Origin of the sequence: Methanoculleus marisnigri JR1 (genome assembly GCF_000015825.1) — an archaeon.
GTDB classification, from domain to species: Archaea; Halobacteriota; Methanomicrobia; order Methanomicrobiales; family Methanoculleaceae; genus Methanoculleus; species Methanoculleus marisnigri.
Genome location: NC_009051.1, coordinates 323,523 through 339,467 on the forward strand (window position 1 = coordinate 323,523; position 15,945 = coordinate 339,467).

The 15,945-nt window shown below is 64.6% G+C and carries 13 protein-coding genes; 9 read left to right on the forward strand and 4 right to left on the reverse strand.

Annotated features, from left to right (window positions below):
* Window positions 1-25: 25 nt before the first annotated feature.
* Window positions 26-955, forward strand: a complete 930-nt coding sequence (locus MEMAR_RS01660; protein WP_011843189.1) for a DUF475 domain-containing protein — start codon at window positions 26-28, stop codon at window positions 953-955.
* A gap of 85 nt (window positions 956-1,040) precedes the next feature.
* Window positions 1,041-1,616 (forward strand): flavin reductase family protein, encoded by a 576-nt coding sequence (locus tag MEMAR_RS01665; RefSeq protein ID WP_011843190.1) that lies wholly within the window; start codon window positions 1,041-1,043, stop codon window positions 1,614-1,616.
* A gap of 37 nt (window positions 1,617-1,653) precedes the next feature.
* Here the strand turns inward: MEMAR_RS01665 and MEMAR_RS12875 are convergent, their stop codons facing one another.
* Window positions 1,654-1,935: a hypothetical protein gene (locus MEMAR_RS12875; RefSeq protein ID WP_143706295.1), complete on the reverse strand. Its 282-nt coding sequence runs from the start codon at window positions 1,933-1,935 to the stop codon at window positions 1,654-1,656.
* Window positions 1,936-1,974: 39 nt separating this feature from the next.
* Between MEMAR_RS12875 and MEMAR_RS01670 the strand changes: the two genes are divergently transcribed.
* A complete protein-coding gene (locus MEMAR_RS01670) occupies window positions 1,975-2,766 on the forward strand; it encodes a hypothetical protein (protein ID WP_011843192.1) in 792 nt (263 codons plus the stop codon).
* Window positions 2,767-2,792: 26 nt separating this feature from the next.
* On the opposite strand, the gene MEMAR_RS01675 is transcribed toward MEMAR_RS01670, so the two are convergent.
* Window positions 2,793-3,911 carry a TIGR04084 family radical SAM/SPASM domain-containing protein gene (locus MEMAR_RS01675; protein WP_011843193.1) on the reverse strand — a complete coding sequence of 373 codons (1,119 nt, stop codon included), beginning with the start codon at window positions 3,909-3,911 and terminating at the stop codon, window positions 2,793-2,795.
* Window positions 3,912-4,009: 98 nt separating this feature from the next.
* Between MEMAR_RS01675 and MEMAR_RS01680 the strand changes: the two genes are divergently transcribed.
* On the forward strand, window positions 4,010-4,345 hold the full coding sequence (locus MEMAR_RS01680) for a cupin domain-containing protein (RefSeq protein ID WP_011843194.1): 336 nt from the start codon (window positions 4,010-4,012) through the stop codon (window positions 4,343-4,345).
* Window positions 4,346-4,577: 232 nt separating this feature from the next.
* Entirely contained in the window at window positions 4,578-7,337 is a 2,760-nt protein-coding gene (locus MEMAR_RS01685; protein WP_011843195.1) for a cation-translocating P-type ATPase, read from the forward strand.
* Here the strand turns inward: MEMAR_RS01685 and MEMAR_RS01690 are convergent.
* Window positions 7,295-9,202: a beta-propeller domain-containing protein gene (locus MEMAR_RS01690; RefSeq protein ID WP_011843196.1), complete on the reverse strand. Its 1,908-nt coding sequence runs from the start codon at window positions 9,200-9,202 to the stop codon at window positions 7,295-7,297. The two genes, MEMAR_RS01685 and MEMAR_RS01690, sit on opposite strands and share 43 nt — an antisense overlap.
* Window positions 9,203-9,651: 449 nt before the next feature.
* A complete protein-coding gene (locus MEMAR_RS01695; RefSeq protein WP_245526631.1) occupies window positions 9,652-10,581 on the reverse strand; it encodes a calcium/sodium antiporter in 930 nt (309 codons plus the stop codon).
* A 173-nt stretch (window positions 10,582-10,754) separates the two neighbouring features.
* Between MEMAR_RS01695 and MEMAR_RS01700 the strand changes: the two genes are divergently transcribed.
* The 4 genes from MEMAR_RS01700 to MEMAR_RS01715 all read left to right on the forward strand — a co-directional run bounded on the left by MEMAR_RS01700 (window position 10,755) and on the right by MEMAR_RS01715 (window position 15,589).
* On the forward strand, window positions 10,755-11,468 hold the full coding sequence (locus tag MEMAR_RS01700) for a SagB/ThcOx family dehydrogenase (protein WP_245526632.1): 714 nt from the start codon (window positions 10,755-10,757) through the stop codon (window positions 11,466-11,468).
* A gap of 89 nt (window positions 11,469-11,557) precedes the next feature.
* The gene (locus tag MEMAR_RS01705) at window positions 11,558-12,271 is read left to right on the forward strand and encodes a YkgJ family cysteine cluster protein (RefSeq protein ID WP_011843199.1); all 714 of its coding nucleotides are present in this window, start codon (window positions 11,558-11,560) and stop codon (window positions 12,269-12,271) included.
* A gap of 63 nt (window positions 12,272-12,334) precedes the next feature.
* Window positions 12,335-14,122, forward strand: coding sequence for an SLC13 family permease (locus tag MEMAR_RS01710; protein ID WP_011843200.1), 1,788 nt, complete (start codon window positions 12,335-12,337; stop codon window positions 14,120-14,122).
* A gap of 66 nt (window positions 14,123-14,188) precedes the next feature.
* Complete coding sequence (locus MEMAR_RS01715; RefSeq protein ID WP_245526633.1) at window positions 14,189-15,589, forward strand: dihydrolipoyl dehydrogenase family protein; 1,401 nt, start codon at window positions 14,189-14,191, stop codon at window positions 15,587-15,589.
* Window positions 15,590-15,945 lie beyond the last annotated feature (356 nt).

A 15,945-nucleotide genomic window follows, 5' to 3' on the forward strand; every position in this document is an offset into this window, starting at 1 on the left:
GACGACAGAACCTACATCACACAAAATGGACTGGCTGCTGATCGTTCTCACCGTAGCGGGTCTCTCGGTCTTCGAGATCGTCTCAAGCATCGATAATGCCATCATCAACGCCGACGTTCTCGCGACGATGGGGGAGAAAGCCCGCAGGTGGTTCCTTTTATGGGGCCTGATCGCAGCGGTCTTCGTCGTCCGCGGGCTCCTGCCATGGCTGATCGTCTGGGCGACGAACCCGTCGCTCGGCCCTGTCGATGCGCTGCTCGCGACGTTCTCAAGCGATCCGGCGGTTACGGCCGCCATCGAGGAGTCGGCCCCGATCCTCCTGATCTTCGGAGGGACGTTCCTCGTCTTCCTCTTCTTCCACTGGCTCTTCGCGGAGGAGAAGACCTGCGGGCTCCGGAGCGAACGGTTCTTCTCCCGGCAGAGCGTCTGGTTCTACGCCGTCGTCTCGGTTCTGCTTGCGATCCTTGTCTGGTTCGCCCTCCAGATCAACGTCATGATGGGGTTCGCGGCCGTGCTCGGCTCGACCGCCTTCTTCATCGTCCACGGGTTCAGGCAGAACGCCGAGGTGCAGGAGGCCCGGCTCCGGAGGCCCGGTATGTCGGACCTCTCGAAGATCGCCTACCTCGAAGTCCTCGACGCAACCTTCTCGATCGACGGCGTCATCGGTGCGTTCGCCTTCACCCTCTCGGTTCCGCTCATCCTGATAGGCAACGGCATCGGGGCGGTCGTGGTCAGGGAACTGACCGTCCGCGGCGTCGACCGGATCAGGAGTTACTGTTTCCTCAAGAACGGGGCGATGTATTCCATCCTGGTGCTCGGGACGATCATGCTCGCGGACAGTTTCGGGTTCCATATCCCCGCCTGGCTCTCGCCGGTGGCGACGTTCGCCATCGTCGGCTATTTCCTCTACCGCTCGGTGCAGGAGCAGAAGACGGGGCCGGCGGGCGCCGCGTGACCAGCCCCCCCTCTCTCCTGTTCTTCCCGTCCGGCGTATAGGGTTTGAAAAGGTTTATCCGGCTCCGGGTACGAATCGTACCCCCATGACGAAGCGATCGATTGGCCCAAGGACTCTTCTCTATCCTCACCCCGACCTGATCATCGGAACCTACGACGCTTCCGGCCGTCCGGATGCCATGGCCGCGGCGTGGGGCGGCATCTGCTCGTCCCGCCCGCCGTCGGTGGCGGTCTCGGTGCAGAAGGCCCGGCAGACCTACGCAAACCTGGTGGAGCAGCGCGAGTTCACGATCAGCATCCCCTCGACGGACTACGTCCGGGAAGCGGACTACTTCGGCATCGTCTCCGGCCGGGACGAGGACAAGTTCGCCGCGACCAACCTGACGCCGGTAAAGAGCGATCTGGTGAACGCTCCGTACGTCGGGGAGTTCCCGGTCGTCCTCGAGTGCCGGCTCCTCCAGACGGTCGAGATCGGCGTGCACACCCAGTTCATCGGGGAGATCCTGGACGTGAAGGTGGAAGAGAGCGTCCTCGGGGAGGACGGCAAGCCCGATATCGAGAAGCTCCGGCCGTTTGCCTACGACTCGATGCGGCAGGAATACTATGGGTTCGGGAAGGTGCTCGCGAAGGCCTTCTCTGCGGGCAAAGAGTTCAAAAAATAATTTTTTTCCTGAGCGGATGCACCGCCGGGCAGATCCGTCACCGCCGCCGATCCCGCTTCGCCTCGACCCACCGCTTTCTCTTCCCGCACCGTTCGCACCGCTGCTCCCACTCGATGACATTCGAGGAGTATTCGTCGTATCCCCGCTTCCTGCCCCACCGGTGGAGCCCGATTCTGCAGAGGATCTGTCCGATGGCCGTCATGGGTGTCTGCAAGTAGTCTTCCTCCGGACGGATGAATGTTGGCTTCTCCCTCTGGTGAGCCGCTCCTGTGTCGATGCTCTCTCCAGGGACGTCCGGGAAGGTTTTTATTGGATACAAAACGATCTTCTAGAATCGGAAACCATAACGGGTGATCCTATGGCGTTTATTTACTACGGGCAGGGAGTATCGTCTCTTTACGGCGATTTCGTGGAACGGCTGATGTCGCAGCTCGCGCTCAGGGGCACGGAGATCACGCACCAGAATATCGGGGATGCGTCTTCGAGGATGGATGTCCGGCATACCGGCGAAGAGGGGCACATGGAGATCACGGTCGACCGCGAGAACGTCCGGGTGAGTTACACCGTCGACCGGGAGCGCAAAGAGGTCAAGAAAGGGATCGCGGGAGCCATTGCCGGGGCGGGCCTCGGCGGTCTCCTTGGGGGCATCGTACGAGGCGACAGGGATGTCAGCGACGTCATCGGTGGTGCTCTCGGCGGTGCGGCGGCCGGCGGGGCGTATGGGGCCTATGACGGCTACGAGTCCTCACGCGAGGATAGGACGGCGTTCGCCGAGGTGCTCGCGCAGGCGGTCAAAGACGTCGAGGACGAACTCCAGTCGATCATCGAAGGGCAGGAGGAGGCCCGCGAGGCGCTCCGCGAGCGCGGACGACAGAAGCGGGAGGAGGATGCGGCCCGGACCGAAGAGTTGCGGGAACTCCTTGAAGAACTCTACGGCGATCTCCTCGCCGTCCAGGAAGAGGTCGAGATTGCGGCAGCCGAGGGACAGGACGTCAAAAAGTCCCGGACGCGGACGGACCGGGCAGAAACCCTCTACCAGGAAGCGGAAGTGGCGCTCAACGACGGCAACCACGCCATCGTGAAGGCGAAGGCGAAGGCCGCCCGGGCGATGGTGGACGGCGCCCGGGAACTCCTTGACGCCGCCGAATAAGGTTCGGTCTCTCCAGAACTCTTTTTTCAGGGTATAATCTCGCAGCTGTTGTACTTCCGGTGAGCGAAGTCCTCCATCCGGACTCTCCCGTCGCGGATGAGGGCCCGGATCTCGGGGAGCGCCGCCGAGAGCGCGGAATAGAGGTTCCTGACCGTCCCGCAGACGATCCGCCGCCCTTCCTCCGGCCAGGGGTTGGTGATGTTCGAGTAGAGGCATCGGCCGCCGCAGAAGTCGCGGATATCGCACGCCGTGCAGGCACCCCCGACGTCCGTCACCGGGAGGCGGAGGGGGTCTGCGGTGGCGATGTGCCCGGCGTAGTAGTCCTTCATTCCGACCATGATCGGGCAGGGGACGATATGCCCGTCGGTCATAATGCTGTAGTTCGCGTGGCCGCACCCGCACCGGAGCACGCTCGGCCGCGATAACAGCATATCCTCCACCGGGTCGATGAAGGGGTACCATCGGAGCACCCGGCCATCGTCGCGCATCGTCTCGACCCAGTACTCGACGAGCGACCGGATGCCGGGGTTGTAACTCCTCTCTACCCACGCGGCGTAATCCCGCAGGTGGTAATCGTTCCAGAAGTTCGCGTCCATCTGCCAGTGGACGGCCGGAAAGGAGAACAAGTCGTTCTCCGTGAGGTAGCGGACGGCCTCCACGATATCGGTATCCTCGGTCACCGTCATCCGGGCGATCAGTTCGCCGGAAAATTCGCCTGCCATGAGGCCCTGAAGGTTTCCAATGATCCGCTCAAACGTCCTCTCCCCGCGGTGGGCATCGGTGAGTTCCTCCGGGCCGTCGATCGAGACCAGGATCGTGTCGAAACGGTTCACGGTTCCGGGTTCGAGACGGTCGAGGAGGATGCCGTTGGTGTGCAGGATCAGCGCCGATACCGGGGCGTCGCGGGCGATCTCACGGACGAGGTCGGCGGCGAGGAGGGGTTCCCCGCCGTAGAAGGTCAGCACGGCGTCGGGATCCTTTTCGAGGAACCGGTAGAGGTCGGCGAGGTTGATATCGAGGTCGACCGGAAGGTCTTCGTCGACGGCGATATCGGGCAGTTCCGGCGGTTCGACGGTGAACGCTTTGCCGCGGCAGTAGGTGCAGCAGAGGTTGCAGTTGTCGGTCAGGATGAGGTGGTAATACACGGAGGGTCTCTTACTATTTTGTGGGCCGGGTGAAAAAAAGGTGAGGATGTAGCCCCTCCCCCGCAAGACAGAATACCGTGCAGTGAGAACGGACTCCTATGCCTGAAGCAAAGAAAGAGAACCTCGCCGAGCAGGTCATCGATCCCCGCGACCTCGTCGCCTACCAGCCCGGTTCGATCGTCAGCCGGATGCTCGTCTACACGAAGGCCGGTACGATCACGATCTTCGCCTTCGACGCGGGCGAAGGCCTCTCGGAGCACACCGCGCCTTACGACGCCGTCCTCCAGGTCATCGACGGGGAGGCCCTTATCACCATCGCAGGCAAGGAGTATCCGATGAAGACAGGCGACCTGATCATCATGCCGGCCGAAATTCCCCACGCTGTCCACACCGTCACGCGGTTCAAGATGATGCTGACGATGATTCATGCCTGATCCGCCGGGAGGAAGCGTCTGTTGGTCACCGTCTGCAATTATTTATATGCGGGTGACAGATCCCTTTCCTGGCATATTCCGGGAGATCGCTATCGATGGCATTCCAGACTTCGCCGGGTGAAACGGTTTCACCGACCGGCCCTGTCTCCTTCGACACCGCACCTCCGGCCCGGTTGGGTGTCCGTTCTCCCGACATCTGCACCCTGCAACGCACACTCCGTGAGATGATCGTATGGACACACCCCTCTCCCCCGAAGAGTCCCGGACGACGGCATGGCACGCCCTTCCGGTGGACGACGCAGCCCGGCGGCTCGCATCGGCGGCCGGGGGCCTCACGGACGAAGAGGTCGCTCGCCGGAAGGAGGTCTTCGGGGCGAACGCCCTCCCGCAGAAGCGGCCTCCGACGGTGCTCGAGATCTTCCTCCGCCAGTTCACGAGCCCGCTCATCTACGTGCTCCTTGCTGCGGGGATCATCTCCGTCCTCTTCGTCGACCTCACCGACGCGGCCTTCATCTTCATCGTCATCCTGGTGAACGCCGTCGTTGGGACGTTCCAGGAGGTGAAAGCGGAGCGGAGCGCAACGGCGCTGCAGCAGATGCTCAAGATCCATGCACGGGTGCGGCGGGACGGCCGCGAGGCGACCGTACCGGCAGAAGACCTGGTTCCCGGCGACCGCGTCGTCCTGGAGTCGGGCGACCGCGTCCCCGCCGACGTCCGTGTCATAAGGGCACGGTCTCTCACCGTCGACGAGTCCCTCCTGACCGGCGAGTCCCACGCGGTCGGGAAGAACACCGATCCCGTGGATGTGTCCCTGCCTCTCGGCGACCGCCAGAGTATGCTTTACGCCGGCAGCACCGTCATGACCGGCCGGAGCACGGGAATTGTGGTCGCGACCGGCCAGAACACCGAGATCGGGCAGATTGCCGAGACGGTCACGGCGTCGGAGGCGGGCAAACCTCCGCTCGTCATCCGCATGGAAGACTTCTCCAAAAAGATCAGCATCGCCGTCCTTGCCGCCACCGGGGTGCTTGCGATCATCGTCCTCGGCCAGGGGGTGCCCCCCATTGAGGTTTTCTTCCTCGCCGTCGCCCTCGCGGTCTCGGCGATCCCCGAAGGCCTGCCGATCGCCCTGACCGTCGCGCTCTCGATTGCAGCGTCACGGATGGCCGGGCGAAACGTCATCGTCCGGTTCCTCGCCGCCGTGGAGAGCCTCGGGAGCTGCACGCTGATCGCGAGCGACAAGACCGGCACCCTCACCGTGAACCAGCAGACCGCCCGGGTCGTCGCCCTGCCCACGGGCGAAATGTTCTCGGTCACCGGGGCCGGGTACGCGGGTGAGGGAGAGGTTCTCGACGGGAGCGGCGGTCCGGTCGCCGGCTCCGTCCGTGACCGGGTAGAAAGCCTGGCCCGGGCCGCGACGATCAGCAACGAGGCCGCCCTGGAGCGGACCGACGAAGGGGAGTGGGCGTACCAGGGTGACGCGATCGACGTGGCGTTCCTCGCGCTCACCTACAAGCTGGGGCTCGATCCCGCCGGTATCCGCGAGAGCGCGCCCGCCGTCGCCGAGATCCCTTTCGAGTCCGAGCGCCGGTATGCCGCCGTCTGGTACCGGGAGGGCGGGGAGACCCTGGTGGCGGTCAAGGGGGCCGTCGAGACCGTTCTCCCGTTCTGCCGGACGATGACCGCAGCAGGGGGGGGAGGGAGCGTGCCCCTCGACCCGGACCGCGTGCAGGAGGACCTCGAGACCCTCACCTCCCGCGGCTACCGGGTCCTTGCCGTGGCCCGGGGTCGGGCGGAAGGAGAGGTCTCCGCGGAGAACCCAAAGGTCCCTCCCCTCGAGCTCCTCGGCCTGGTCGGGTTCATCGACCCGATCCGACCCGACGTGCCCGACGCCGTGCGGCGGTGCCGCGACGCCGGGGTCGACGTGGTGATGGTGACGGGGGACCATCCCGCAACGGCTTTCGCCATCGCGCGGGAACTCAAGATCACGGACTCCCCCGACAGGGTCGTCACCGGCGCGGAACTGGGCGATGACGAGGTTTCGACATTCTTGGAGTTCATCGACCGGGTGCAGGGTGCCCGGGTCTTTGCCCGGGTGACGCCGCTGCAGAAACTCCGGATCGTCGAGGCCTACCGGGAGAGCGGGGCATACGTCGCGGTCACCGGGGACGGGGTCAACGATGCGCCGGCGCTCCGGAGCGCGAACATCGGGGTCGCGATGGGTTCCGGGACCGACGTTGCCAAGGATACGGCGTCGCTGATCGTCACCGACGACGACTTCGCCTCGATCGTCGCCGGGATCGAGGAGGGGCGGTATGCCTACGACAACGTCCGCAAAGTCGTCTACCTCCTGATCTCGACCGGATTTGCGGAGGTCCTCCTCTTCATGCTCGCCCTCCTCATAGGCCTGCCGCTGCCTATCCTCGCGGTCCAGCTCCTCTGGCTGAACCTGATGACGAACGGCATCCAGGACGTGGCGCTGGCGTTCGAGGGCGGAGACCCCCGCGTCATGAACCGGCCGCCGCGAAGGCCGGAGGAGGGGATCTTCAACCGGCTGATGATCGAGGAGACAGTCATCTCCGGCGTGGCAATCGCTCTCGTCGCGCTCGGTGCCTGGTACTGGCTCCTTTCAAACGGGTGGGACGAGTTCGCGGCCCGGAACCTCATCGTCCTGCTGGTGGTGCTCTTCGAGAACTTCCATGTCTTCAACTGCCGGTCGGAGTACTTCTCCGCGTTCCGTGTCCCCATCAGCCGCAACTACTTCCTGATTGCCGGCGTCGTTGCCGCGCAGGGCATCCACATCCTCGCGCTCTACGTCCCCTTCCTTCAGGACGTCCTCCAGCTGCAGCCCGTCTCCCTGGTCGAGTGGCTTTCGCTGCTCGCCCTGGCCTCCTCGGTCGTGATCGTGATGGAGGTCTTCAAGGCGGTCCGGAGACACCGCCCTCCTGTTCACCGGACCGGGACAGGGGTCGGGGAGGCCCCCCACCGGTAGGGGAGGAAGACCTCGTTCACCCGGCTGCCGTCGGCAAGATCGGTCATGACGATGCTTCTTGCCGAGACGGTGTAGAGGGTGTCGTCCATGAAGAGCGATCGCCGCACGGCGTCGGGCGAGTCCCAGGTGTATGGGGAACCTTTCTCCGCGTGGGCGACCGTGCCCTGCAGGACGAACCCTTCTGCCGGGTTCACCCGGTATACGTAAGCCCCCTGCCAGGCCGCGGTGCCGTAGGAGCCGGGGTACTTCGATTCGGAGTTCTCCACCCGTTTTATCTCGCTCACCGGGATGACGAGGAGGTCCTTCTCTTTCACAAAGAGGAAGGCCTTGTGGTCGCGGAGAGCCTCCGAGTCGGTTCCGGGCTCCCCGATCACGACGTCGTGGATCAGGATCGGGTTATTCACGTCCGAGACGTCGAAGAGCGCGATCTTGAGCCCCTCCACCGAGACACCGCCCCAATCGTTCTCGCTCGTCTCTTTGCCGATGCCGACGATGTGGTCGCCGTCATAGGGGTGGAGGTAATCGGAGTAGCCGGGGATCTTGAGTTTCCCGAGGATGCCGGGGTGTTTCGGGTCCGAGAGATCGATGACGAAGAGGGGATCGATCCGCTTGAACGTCACGAGATACAGCCGGTCGCCGACGAACCGGGCGGCGTAGATCCGCTCGTCCGGCGCGATGTGTTCGAGCGTCCCGATGACATCCATTGCGGGGTCGAGAACGTAGACGTTGTTGTACTGGACCGACCCCTCACGCGTCCAGCCCTCGACGGTCGTCGCAACCCGGAGGTTCTCCCCGTACTCGTCGAGCGAGAACTGGTTCAAGAGGTGTCCGGGAACCCTGCCCATGGCCTCATACTCGATCCTTCCGTCGTCGATCGCGAACCGGTGGACGATCGTCTCCTCCCGGCTGCCGGTGTAGTCGGGCGCCGTTCGGGGGGTTCCCATGTGGCGGTAGCCGATGTAGAGGTTCTTCTGCGACGCAAAGAGGGTGGTGTCGTAACCGAGGAGGAACGTCTCGGCGTCGGGACTGACCCTGTCGTTTTTGACGGAGAAGGCGCTTGCGGTGTAGAAGACGTAGTTCTGCAGCGGAGTCCCGGGGCGATAGACGTCAGGCAGGATGGGCTCGCCGCTGTCCGTCCGCACCTCGGGGAGGACGATCTCGTCCCGTATCCAGACGGGAGCCTCCCGCGTGACGACGTAGACGTTGTCCCTGATCATCCGGGCGTCGTAGTAACTGCCGGTGAAGGTCCGGGTCCGGACCAGTTCGGGATCGCTCCGATCGCCGATGTCGTAGATGTAGGCGTGCGTCACCGCCCGCTGGACGGGGACGGGTGTTACACTCCCTTTCACGGTGGTCATTATCTCTTCCGTTCCGGTGGCAAAGATCGTCAGGCGGTCGCCTGCAAGGAAGAGCGCCGTCGGGAATCCTTCGATCCGGGTTTCGGAGACGATTCTGGCATCCTCTGCCGGGAACGCTTCGAGGATCGCAAGTGTCTCGCCCGATATGACGTAGATGTATCTTCCGTCGTTCTTCAGGAAGTCGGCCTCATCGACACCCTCTACCTGCACGTTCGTGGTCGAGTAGTCGCGTGCGGCCGACGGGGCGGGCGGCGCACTCGTCGGTGCAGGCGCGTCCATGGCGGTCTCCTGTCTGCCGGTCCCCGTCATCCAGGGGTAGCCGTTACCGCTCCTCACTCCCTGCGCGTGTTCCTTCAAGAACGCTTCGATCTCTTCTTTCGACGAAAACTTCAGCAAATCTCCCTGGGTCTCCTCCCCGCCGCCCTCCGACGCGAGGGCGGTCCCGATGATCGCGGCGATCACGAGACACCCGAGGACGGCCACCAGCACCGCGTTTCGGTTCCACATATCCGTTCACCTTCCGATAGAGGGAGATGCACGTCCCTATGCTTCAGGTTTGCGTAACCTACGAATATTTTCGAAGTCTTCGGGTGATGCGAAGTGCGACCTCCCCTGCGGGGAGGGAGCTTGAGCACCGGTAGGAACGACGTTCCATGGGAATGCGACGGGCCGGAAGGCCAGAGCTTGAGCACCGTCGGGTGCGAACGGAGTTCGAGCACCGGAGGTGCGAGATGCGTGGGCAGGAACGTGAGCACCGCAGGTGGGAAGAACGCGAAATTCGGTAGAAAGGTGAAAAATTCCCCTTCGCGGCTTCGCGTTCTTCGCGTGAAGTTCTGTCGATATCCCCCAATTCACTCACGCGAAGCCGCGAAGGACGCGAAGTTTGGCCTAATTACCTGTAACCCCCCTTCGCACCTTCGGTGCTCACGCGAAGAACGACAGTTCTGAACATCCTCTCACCCGATCGGCACCGCCCCGAAGCTCCAGGCGATGTAGGCGGCGTAGCCGAGGAGCAGGAGGGCCGACCAGCCCCGGACGACGGAAGGGCGGGCGAAGAGCAGGGGGAGGATCGCGACCGAGAAGAGGACGACGACCGCGATGTCGACAAGCGACCCGACGGTGACCGGGGCGAGGAGGAGGCTTATCCCGAGGACCAGGAGGAGGTTGAAGATGTTGCTCCCGAGGATGTTGCCGATGGAGATGGATCCCTCGTCTCTTGCGGCGGCCACGATCGAGGTCGCGAGCTCCGGGAGCGACGTGCCGACGGCGACGACCGAGACGCCTATGACGAAAGCCGGAATTCCGAACGCTTCTGCGAGCGTGACAGCCCCGTCGACGACCAGCTGCGCCCCGACGATGACGGCGACGAGCCCGAGGCCGATGTAGAGGGCGTCGGCCCGCCCGTGGGACCTGATCTCGACCTCCCCCCCTTCACGCTCTTCCCGCAGGAGAACGGCGAGGATTGCTACGAAGAGGAGGAGGAAGACCGTTCCGGCGACGATATCGAGCGTGCCTCTTAAGGCAAAGAGAGCGAAGGCTGCCGTCGCAGCGAGCATCAGTGCGGTGTGCCGGACGAGCGCGGGGCGCGACGCCCCGGATGCGGCGACCATGCCGGGCCGTATGAAGGTGCAGAGGGCGAGAACAAGAGCTACGTTTGCGATGTTGCTCCCGATGACGTTGCCAAGTGCAATCCCGGAGTTTCCCGTGACCGCGGCGTTCGTGCTGACGACGAGTTCCGGAAGCGAGGTGCCGAACGCTATGATCGTCGACCCGATCAGGGCCGGGGAGATGCGGTACCGCAGTGCCAGGCCGCTTCCCCCGCCTACAAAAAGGTCGGCCCCTTTGACGAGGAGGGCTATGCCGACGGCGAGTATAACAAAGGTCACGATCACAACGATGCCTCGGGGGTGGTGATATACGTTGGATGCGGTCTGCTAATACGTTTCCGAATCCGGGTTCCGGGCGGCGTGCCGGGCAAAGGGTTATCTCTCCCGTCAACCACCGGGCCGCTATGTTCACTCCGGGAGCCAGGTCCCTGCACGGGGCAGGAAGGGAGTTCATGCAGAGGACAGAGTTAGGAGCCCAGCCGCCGTCGGATCAGATGCTCGGCCGTCCCCCTCCCCCTCTCGAGGTTCCGTACACGAGAGCGAAGACGGTCGTTCCGCTGCCCGCGCCCGGCGATATCGCCATCCCTGCCGTCGATCTCCGGGACGCGATCGAGCAGCGGGAGAGCGTCAGGAACTACGCACCGGAACCGCTCACGCTTGAGGAAGTTGCCTTTCTCCTCTGGTGCACCCAGGGGGTCAGGCGCGTCGTCGACGGGGTGTTCACCCTCCGTACCGTCCCGTCCGCGGGCGCACGGCACGCGTTCGAGACCTACCTCCTGGTCAACCGGGTCGAGGGTGTCCCGCCGGGGCTCTACCGCTACCTCGCGCTGGAGCACCGCCTTGCCGAAGAGTCGCGCGACCCCGAAATCAAGCGACGAGTGGCGGCGGGATGCCTGGATCAGCCGCACGTCCTCGAGAGCGCCGTCACCTTCCTCTGGACCGCCGTCCCCGACCGGATGACGTGGCGTTACGGCGAGCGCGGCTACCGCTACCTGCATCTCGATGCCGGCCACGCCTGCCAGAACCTCTACCTCGCGGCATCGGGCGTGAGGTGCGGAGTCTGCGCGATCGCCGCCTTCGACGACGCGGCGATGAACCTGCTTCTCGGCATCGACGGCGAACGCCAGTTCCTGATCTACGTTGCGACCGTCGGGAAAAAGCCGTAAGAAGGCGGGTGCCGAAGTGCATATCCCCCTCCCCGTCCAACACCTGAGGGAAGAAGTCCCGGCATTCGTGCCGGGCAGGATGACGGAGGTTGCCGGTTACGTTCACGTTCGACGAACAGATTACTGCCCTTGAAGCAGAACGGGAGAGACTTCTCCGGTTCCCGGAAGACGAGTTCATCGCGATCATCCGGGAGGTGGGATTCTCCTGCGACTGCTGCGGCCGGTGCTGCACCCGGGAGTTCAACGGCCACGTCTTTTTGCTGGAGGAGGATACCGGCAGTGTCCGCTCGTTTGCGCCCGACGCCGTCGTCCCGGCACCCGATTTTGATGCCTGCGACCAGCAGGGGAGGTTCTACGTCTCGGGATACGCCCTCCGGACAAAACCGGACGGCTCCTGCATCTTCCTCGAGGACGGCAGGTGCAGCATCTACGACCGGCGGTTCGCCATCTGCCGGGTCTACCCCTACATGCTCCACCGGGAGGCCGACGAGACGGGCGTTGTCGACTGGCGGCAGATCGGCGGTTTGAACGAACACGGATGCTACAACAACCCGATTGACGATGCCGAGTGCGCCCGGATTGCCCGGGAGACCCGGGCTTACGAGGCGGCGTTTCTCGACCAGGCAATCCGGTTCCGTCGGGCCCTCCGCGACCTCTTCGACCGGGAAGGACTGCGTTACGTCCGGCGGACCTACGACCTTCTGATGCGGGACTTCAAGAAGGGCGCCGAGGTCGAGGTCAGGGTCTTCCACCACGGGCGGTTTGAGCCGCACCGGGTCACCCGCGACGTGTACGGGGAGTGACGCTCCCGGCCGGTTTCGAGACCGCCCGCACCTTTTTCTGCTCCGCTCACCTCCGGGTGCCCGATGGAGACCGAGATCCTCCTCACCCTGCTGGTGGTGGCCGGCACCGCCGTCCTCTTTATCTCCGGCGCCGTCAGGGTCGATGTCGCCGCCGTGCTCGTGGCCCTCGCGCTCGCGTGGCTCGGGCTCGTTACTCCGGCGCAGGCTCTCTCGGGGTTATCGAGCAGCGCGGTCGTCGCGATGCTCTCGGTGATGGTGCTCGGCCACGGGCTCGACCGGACCGGGGTGACGATCCGCATCGCCCGCGCGATCGTCGGGCTCGCCGGGACCGGCGAGCGTCGGCTCATCGCCGCCGTCTCCATCGTCGCCGGCTCTCTCTCGGCGTTCATGCAGAGTGTCGGAGCGACCGCTGTCTTCCTCCCATCGCTCCTGCGGGTATCGTCGCTTTCCGGGGTTCCGGCATCGCGACTTCTCCTGCCCGTCGGCTATGCCGCGATCCTCGGGGGCACCGTCAGCATGGTGGGGGCGGGCACCCTCATCATCCTCAACGATCTCCTCTCCCAGCAGGGGTATGCCCCCTTCGGACTCTTTGCCGTCACGCCCATCGGCGTGCCGCTCCTGCTTGCCGGGATTGCCTTTTTCTACTTCTTCGGGGACCGGGTCCTTCCCCGCCGCGAGAAGGCGCGGTTGAGCCCGCAGGAGGAACTGATCCGGACATGGTGTCCGCCATGCCGGATATTCTACCTGCGGGTCCCGTCCGGGAGCCCTATCGTCGGGAAGACACGCGAGGAGGTGCACATGATCTCGCACTACAACCTGCATCTCATCTCTCTTGCCGAGCGGGGCGAGATCACCTACACGCCGTGGCGCCATACCCGGTTCGTCGCCGGGCAGGAACTCGGCATTCTCGGGCAGGATGAAGATGTCAGGCGATTCGTGGACGATTTCGGGCTCGAGTGGGTTCGGGCGGGGGAGAGCACCGCGAACGTCATGGCCGACCCGAACGTGGGGTTTGCGGAGGTGATCGTCCGCCCGTATGGAGAGTTCGTCGGTAAAACGCTTCGCGACCTCGAGTTCCGGGTTACCTACGGCGTCGAGGTGCTGATCCTCCTCTCCGGAACCGAGGAGCAGCGGAGGAACCTTGCCGACCGCCCGCTGCAGGCGGGGGACGCGATGGTCGTTTTAGGGCGCTGGGAACGGCTGCGGGCGCTCGCCACGAACCGGAACTTCGTTATGGTGACTCCCGTCGAGGGACGGGCGGGGATTCGCGAGCGCGGCGCGGCCGCTGCCGTCCTCTGCTTTCTTGCCGCCGTCGCCCTCACCTACACCGGGCTCTCGATCGCGACGAGCCTTCTTTCGGGAGTGCTCGCGATGATCCTCCTCCGGGTCATCCCGATCGGCGAGGTTTACCGGGCGATAGACTGGCGGACGCTCACGCTGATTGCCGGAATTCTTCCCCTCGGCATCGCCATGGATACGAGCGGGACCGCCCGATTCATCGCGGAACAGACGGCCGGCCTGGTCGCCGGATACCCGACGCCCCTCATCCTCATCGCGGTTGCGGTCCTTGCGACCGCCTTCTCGCTTGTCATGTCGAATATCGCCGCCACCGTCCTCCTGGTTCCGCTCGCGCTGGTTATGGCGGGTTCGTTCGGGCTCGATCCCCGCGGCCTCGCGCTCCTCGTCGGGATCTGCACGTCGAACTCCTTCCTCCTCCCGACACACCCGGTGAACGCCCTCCTGATGGGCCCGGGGAACTACCGGACCCGGGACTACATTGTCCCCGGGAGCATCATGACGGTCGTCTTCATCCTCATCGCCGTCGGCATCGTCTCTTTTCTCTACTTCTGACTTCCCGTGCCGTCCCCGGACCGGGCAGCCGGCGGTGCCGCATTCTTCCTGGCCGGGTAAACCTTTATGCCGGTCCATGGCGACCGGGCTCTCACCATGGAGCGGGAGTACGACGTCGTCGTTATCGGAACGGGGAACGCCGGTTCCGACATCGCCTGGCACTGCAGGAAGGCCGGGATGCAGGTAGCGATCGTTGATTCCCGGGACTACGGGGGGACGTGCGCCCTGTGGGGCTGTGTCCCCAAAAAGGTGCTCGCCGGTGCCGCAGAGGTGGTTTCCCGTGCCCATGACCAGCTGGGGAACGGTATTCGGGGAGCGATCGCGATCGACTGGCCGGAACTGATCGCCTTTGAGCAGACCTTCACCGATCCCGTTCCCCGGCAAAAGGAGGAGCGCTTCCGGGGGGCGGGGATCCATACCTACCACGGGCTTGCCCGCTTTGCCGGCCCGGATCGGGTGGCGGTCGGCGATGATACGCTCACGGGCCGGTACATCGTGATCGCCGCCGGTGCGCACCCCCGCCCCTTAAACGTCCCGGGCGAGGACCTGATGACCTCAAGCGACGACTTCTTCTACCTCGAAGCGCTCCCGGAACGGATCGTATTCGTCGGCGGGGGCTACATCTCGTTTGAATTCGCCCACATCGCCGCCGCTGCCGGGTCGGCGGTGACCATCCTCCAGCGGAGCGGGCGGGCGCTCAAAGAGTTCGATCCCGATATCGTCGACCGGCTGCTGCTGGCGTCGGGGGAGGCGGGGATCGACGTGCAGATGAACATGCCGCTCGTCTCGGTCGAGAAGAACGCCGCCGATCTGCGTGTACGGGCCGGAAGGGACGGAGAGGAGAAGACCTTCGGTGCCGATATGGCCGTCCACGGCGCAGGCAGGGTCTCTGCGGTCGGGGAACTCGATCCTGCCGCGGGGAACGTCGAGACCGACCGCCGCGGGATCGTGGTCGACGAACACCTCCGGAGCGTCTCGAATCCCGCGGTCTACGTTGCCGGGGACGCGAACCCGGGGAGCCCGCAGCTGACCCCGGTGGCGGTGATGGACGCCCACATCGTCGTCGACAACATCCTGGGCGGCAACGCCCGCGTTGCGGACTACTCCGTCGTCCCGAGCGCCGTCTTCACGAACCCACCCATCGCCTCCGTCGGGCTCACGGAAGAAGCGGCGAAGGAGAAGGGAATCCCCTACGTCGCCAACGCCGGCGACCTCTCCGGGCGCTTCACGAACCGGAGCATCGGCCAGAAGCACGCAGGCTACAAACTCCTGATCGACGAGGATTCCCGCCGGATCCTCGGCGCCCACCTCATCGGGCCCCACGTCGAGGAGGTGATCAACATCTTCGCCCTCGCGATCAAACACGGTCTGACGGTGGACGACCTCACGCTGGACGCGATCCCGTGGGCCTACCCGAGCAGCACCTACGACATCATCCACATGGTGTATCCGCTGGTGAGGAAGTGAGTGATGGGGGCAAAGGGGGGGTATGGCTCTTGCATACCGAGGGTCGCACCCCATTCTTTGCGGCCGATGGTGATCGAATTCATATCGATCACGTATGCCCATCCACGGCTTTCCACCGGCTACGCACCTGGCGGTGCTTGTGCTCCGTTCCTATCGGAACGTCGCATATCGCCACGCACTGCCCCCCGCCCCTAAGGGGCGGGGGAGGAGGCCGGAGGCCGGGCGGGGTGGGGTCACAGGTAGAACCTTACGGGGTAGAGACAGGGGAGGGGGCCAGCCCCCTCCCCGTCAGCCCCTCCCCCAGACGCGATATCCACTGGAAAGCCGTGGCCGGGCATATGTGCTGGTGGAGTTCA

Excerpts from the sequence above, each read along its gene's own strand:
- MEMAR_RS01660 (WP_011843189.1), top strand. The coding sequence starts at position 26 with ATGGACTGGCTGCTGATCGTTCTCACCGTAGCGGGTCTCTCGGTCTTC.
- MEMAR_RS01665 (WP_011843190.1), top strand. The coding sequence starts at position 1,041 with ATGACGAAGCGATCGATTGGCCCAAGGACTCTTCTCTATCCTCACCCC.
- MEMAR_RS01670 (WP_011843192.1), top strand. The coding sequence starts at position 1,975 with ATGGCGTTTATTTACTACGGGCAGGGAGTATCGTCTCTTTACGGCGAT.
- MEMAR_RS01680 (WP_011843194.1), top strand. The coding sequence starts at position 4,010 with ATGCCTGAAGCAAAGAAAGAGAACCTCGCCGAGCAGGTCATCGATCCC.
- MEMAR_RS01685 (WP_011843195.1), top strand. The coding sequence starts at position 4,578 with ATGGACACACCCCTCTCCCCCGAAGAGTCCCGGACGACGGCATGGCAC.
- MEMAR_RS01690 (WP_011843196.1), bottom strand. The coding sequence starts at position 9,202 with ATGTGGAACCGAAACGCGGTGCTGGTGGCCGTCCTCGGGTGTCTCGTG.
- MEMAR_RS01700 (WP_245526632.1), top strand. The coding sequence starts at position 10,755 with ATGCAGAGGACAGAGTTAGGAGCCCAGCCGCCGTCGGATCAGATGCTC.
- MEMAR_RS01710 (WP_011843200.1), top strand. The coding sequence starts at position 12,335 with ATGGAGACCGAGATCCTCCTCACCCTGCTGGTGGTGGCCGGCACCGCC.
- MEMAR_RS01715 (WP_245526633.1), top strand. The coding sequence starts at position 14,189 with ATGCCGGTCCATGGCGACCGGGCTCTCACCATGGAGCGGGAGTACGAC.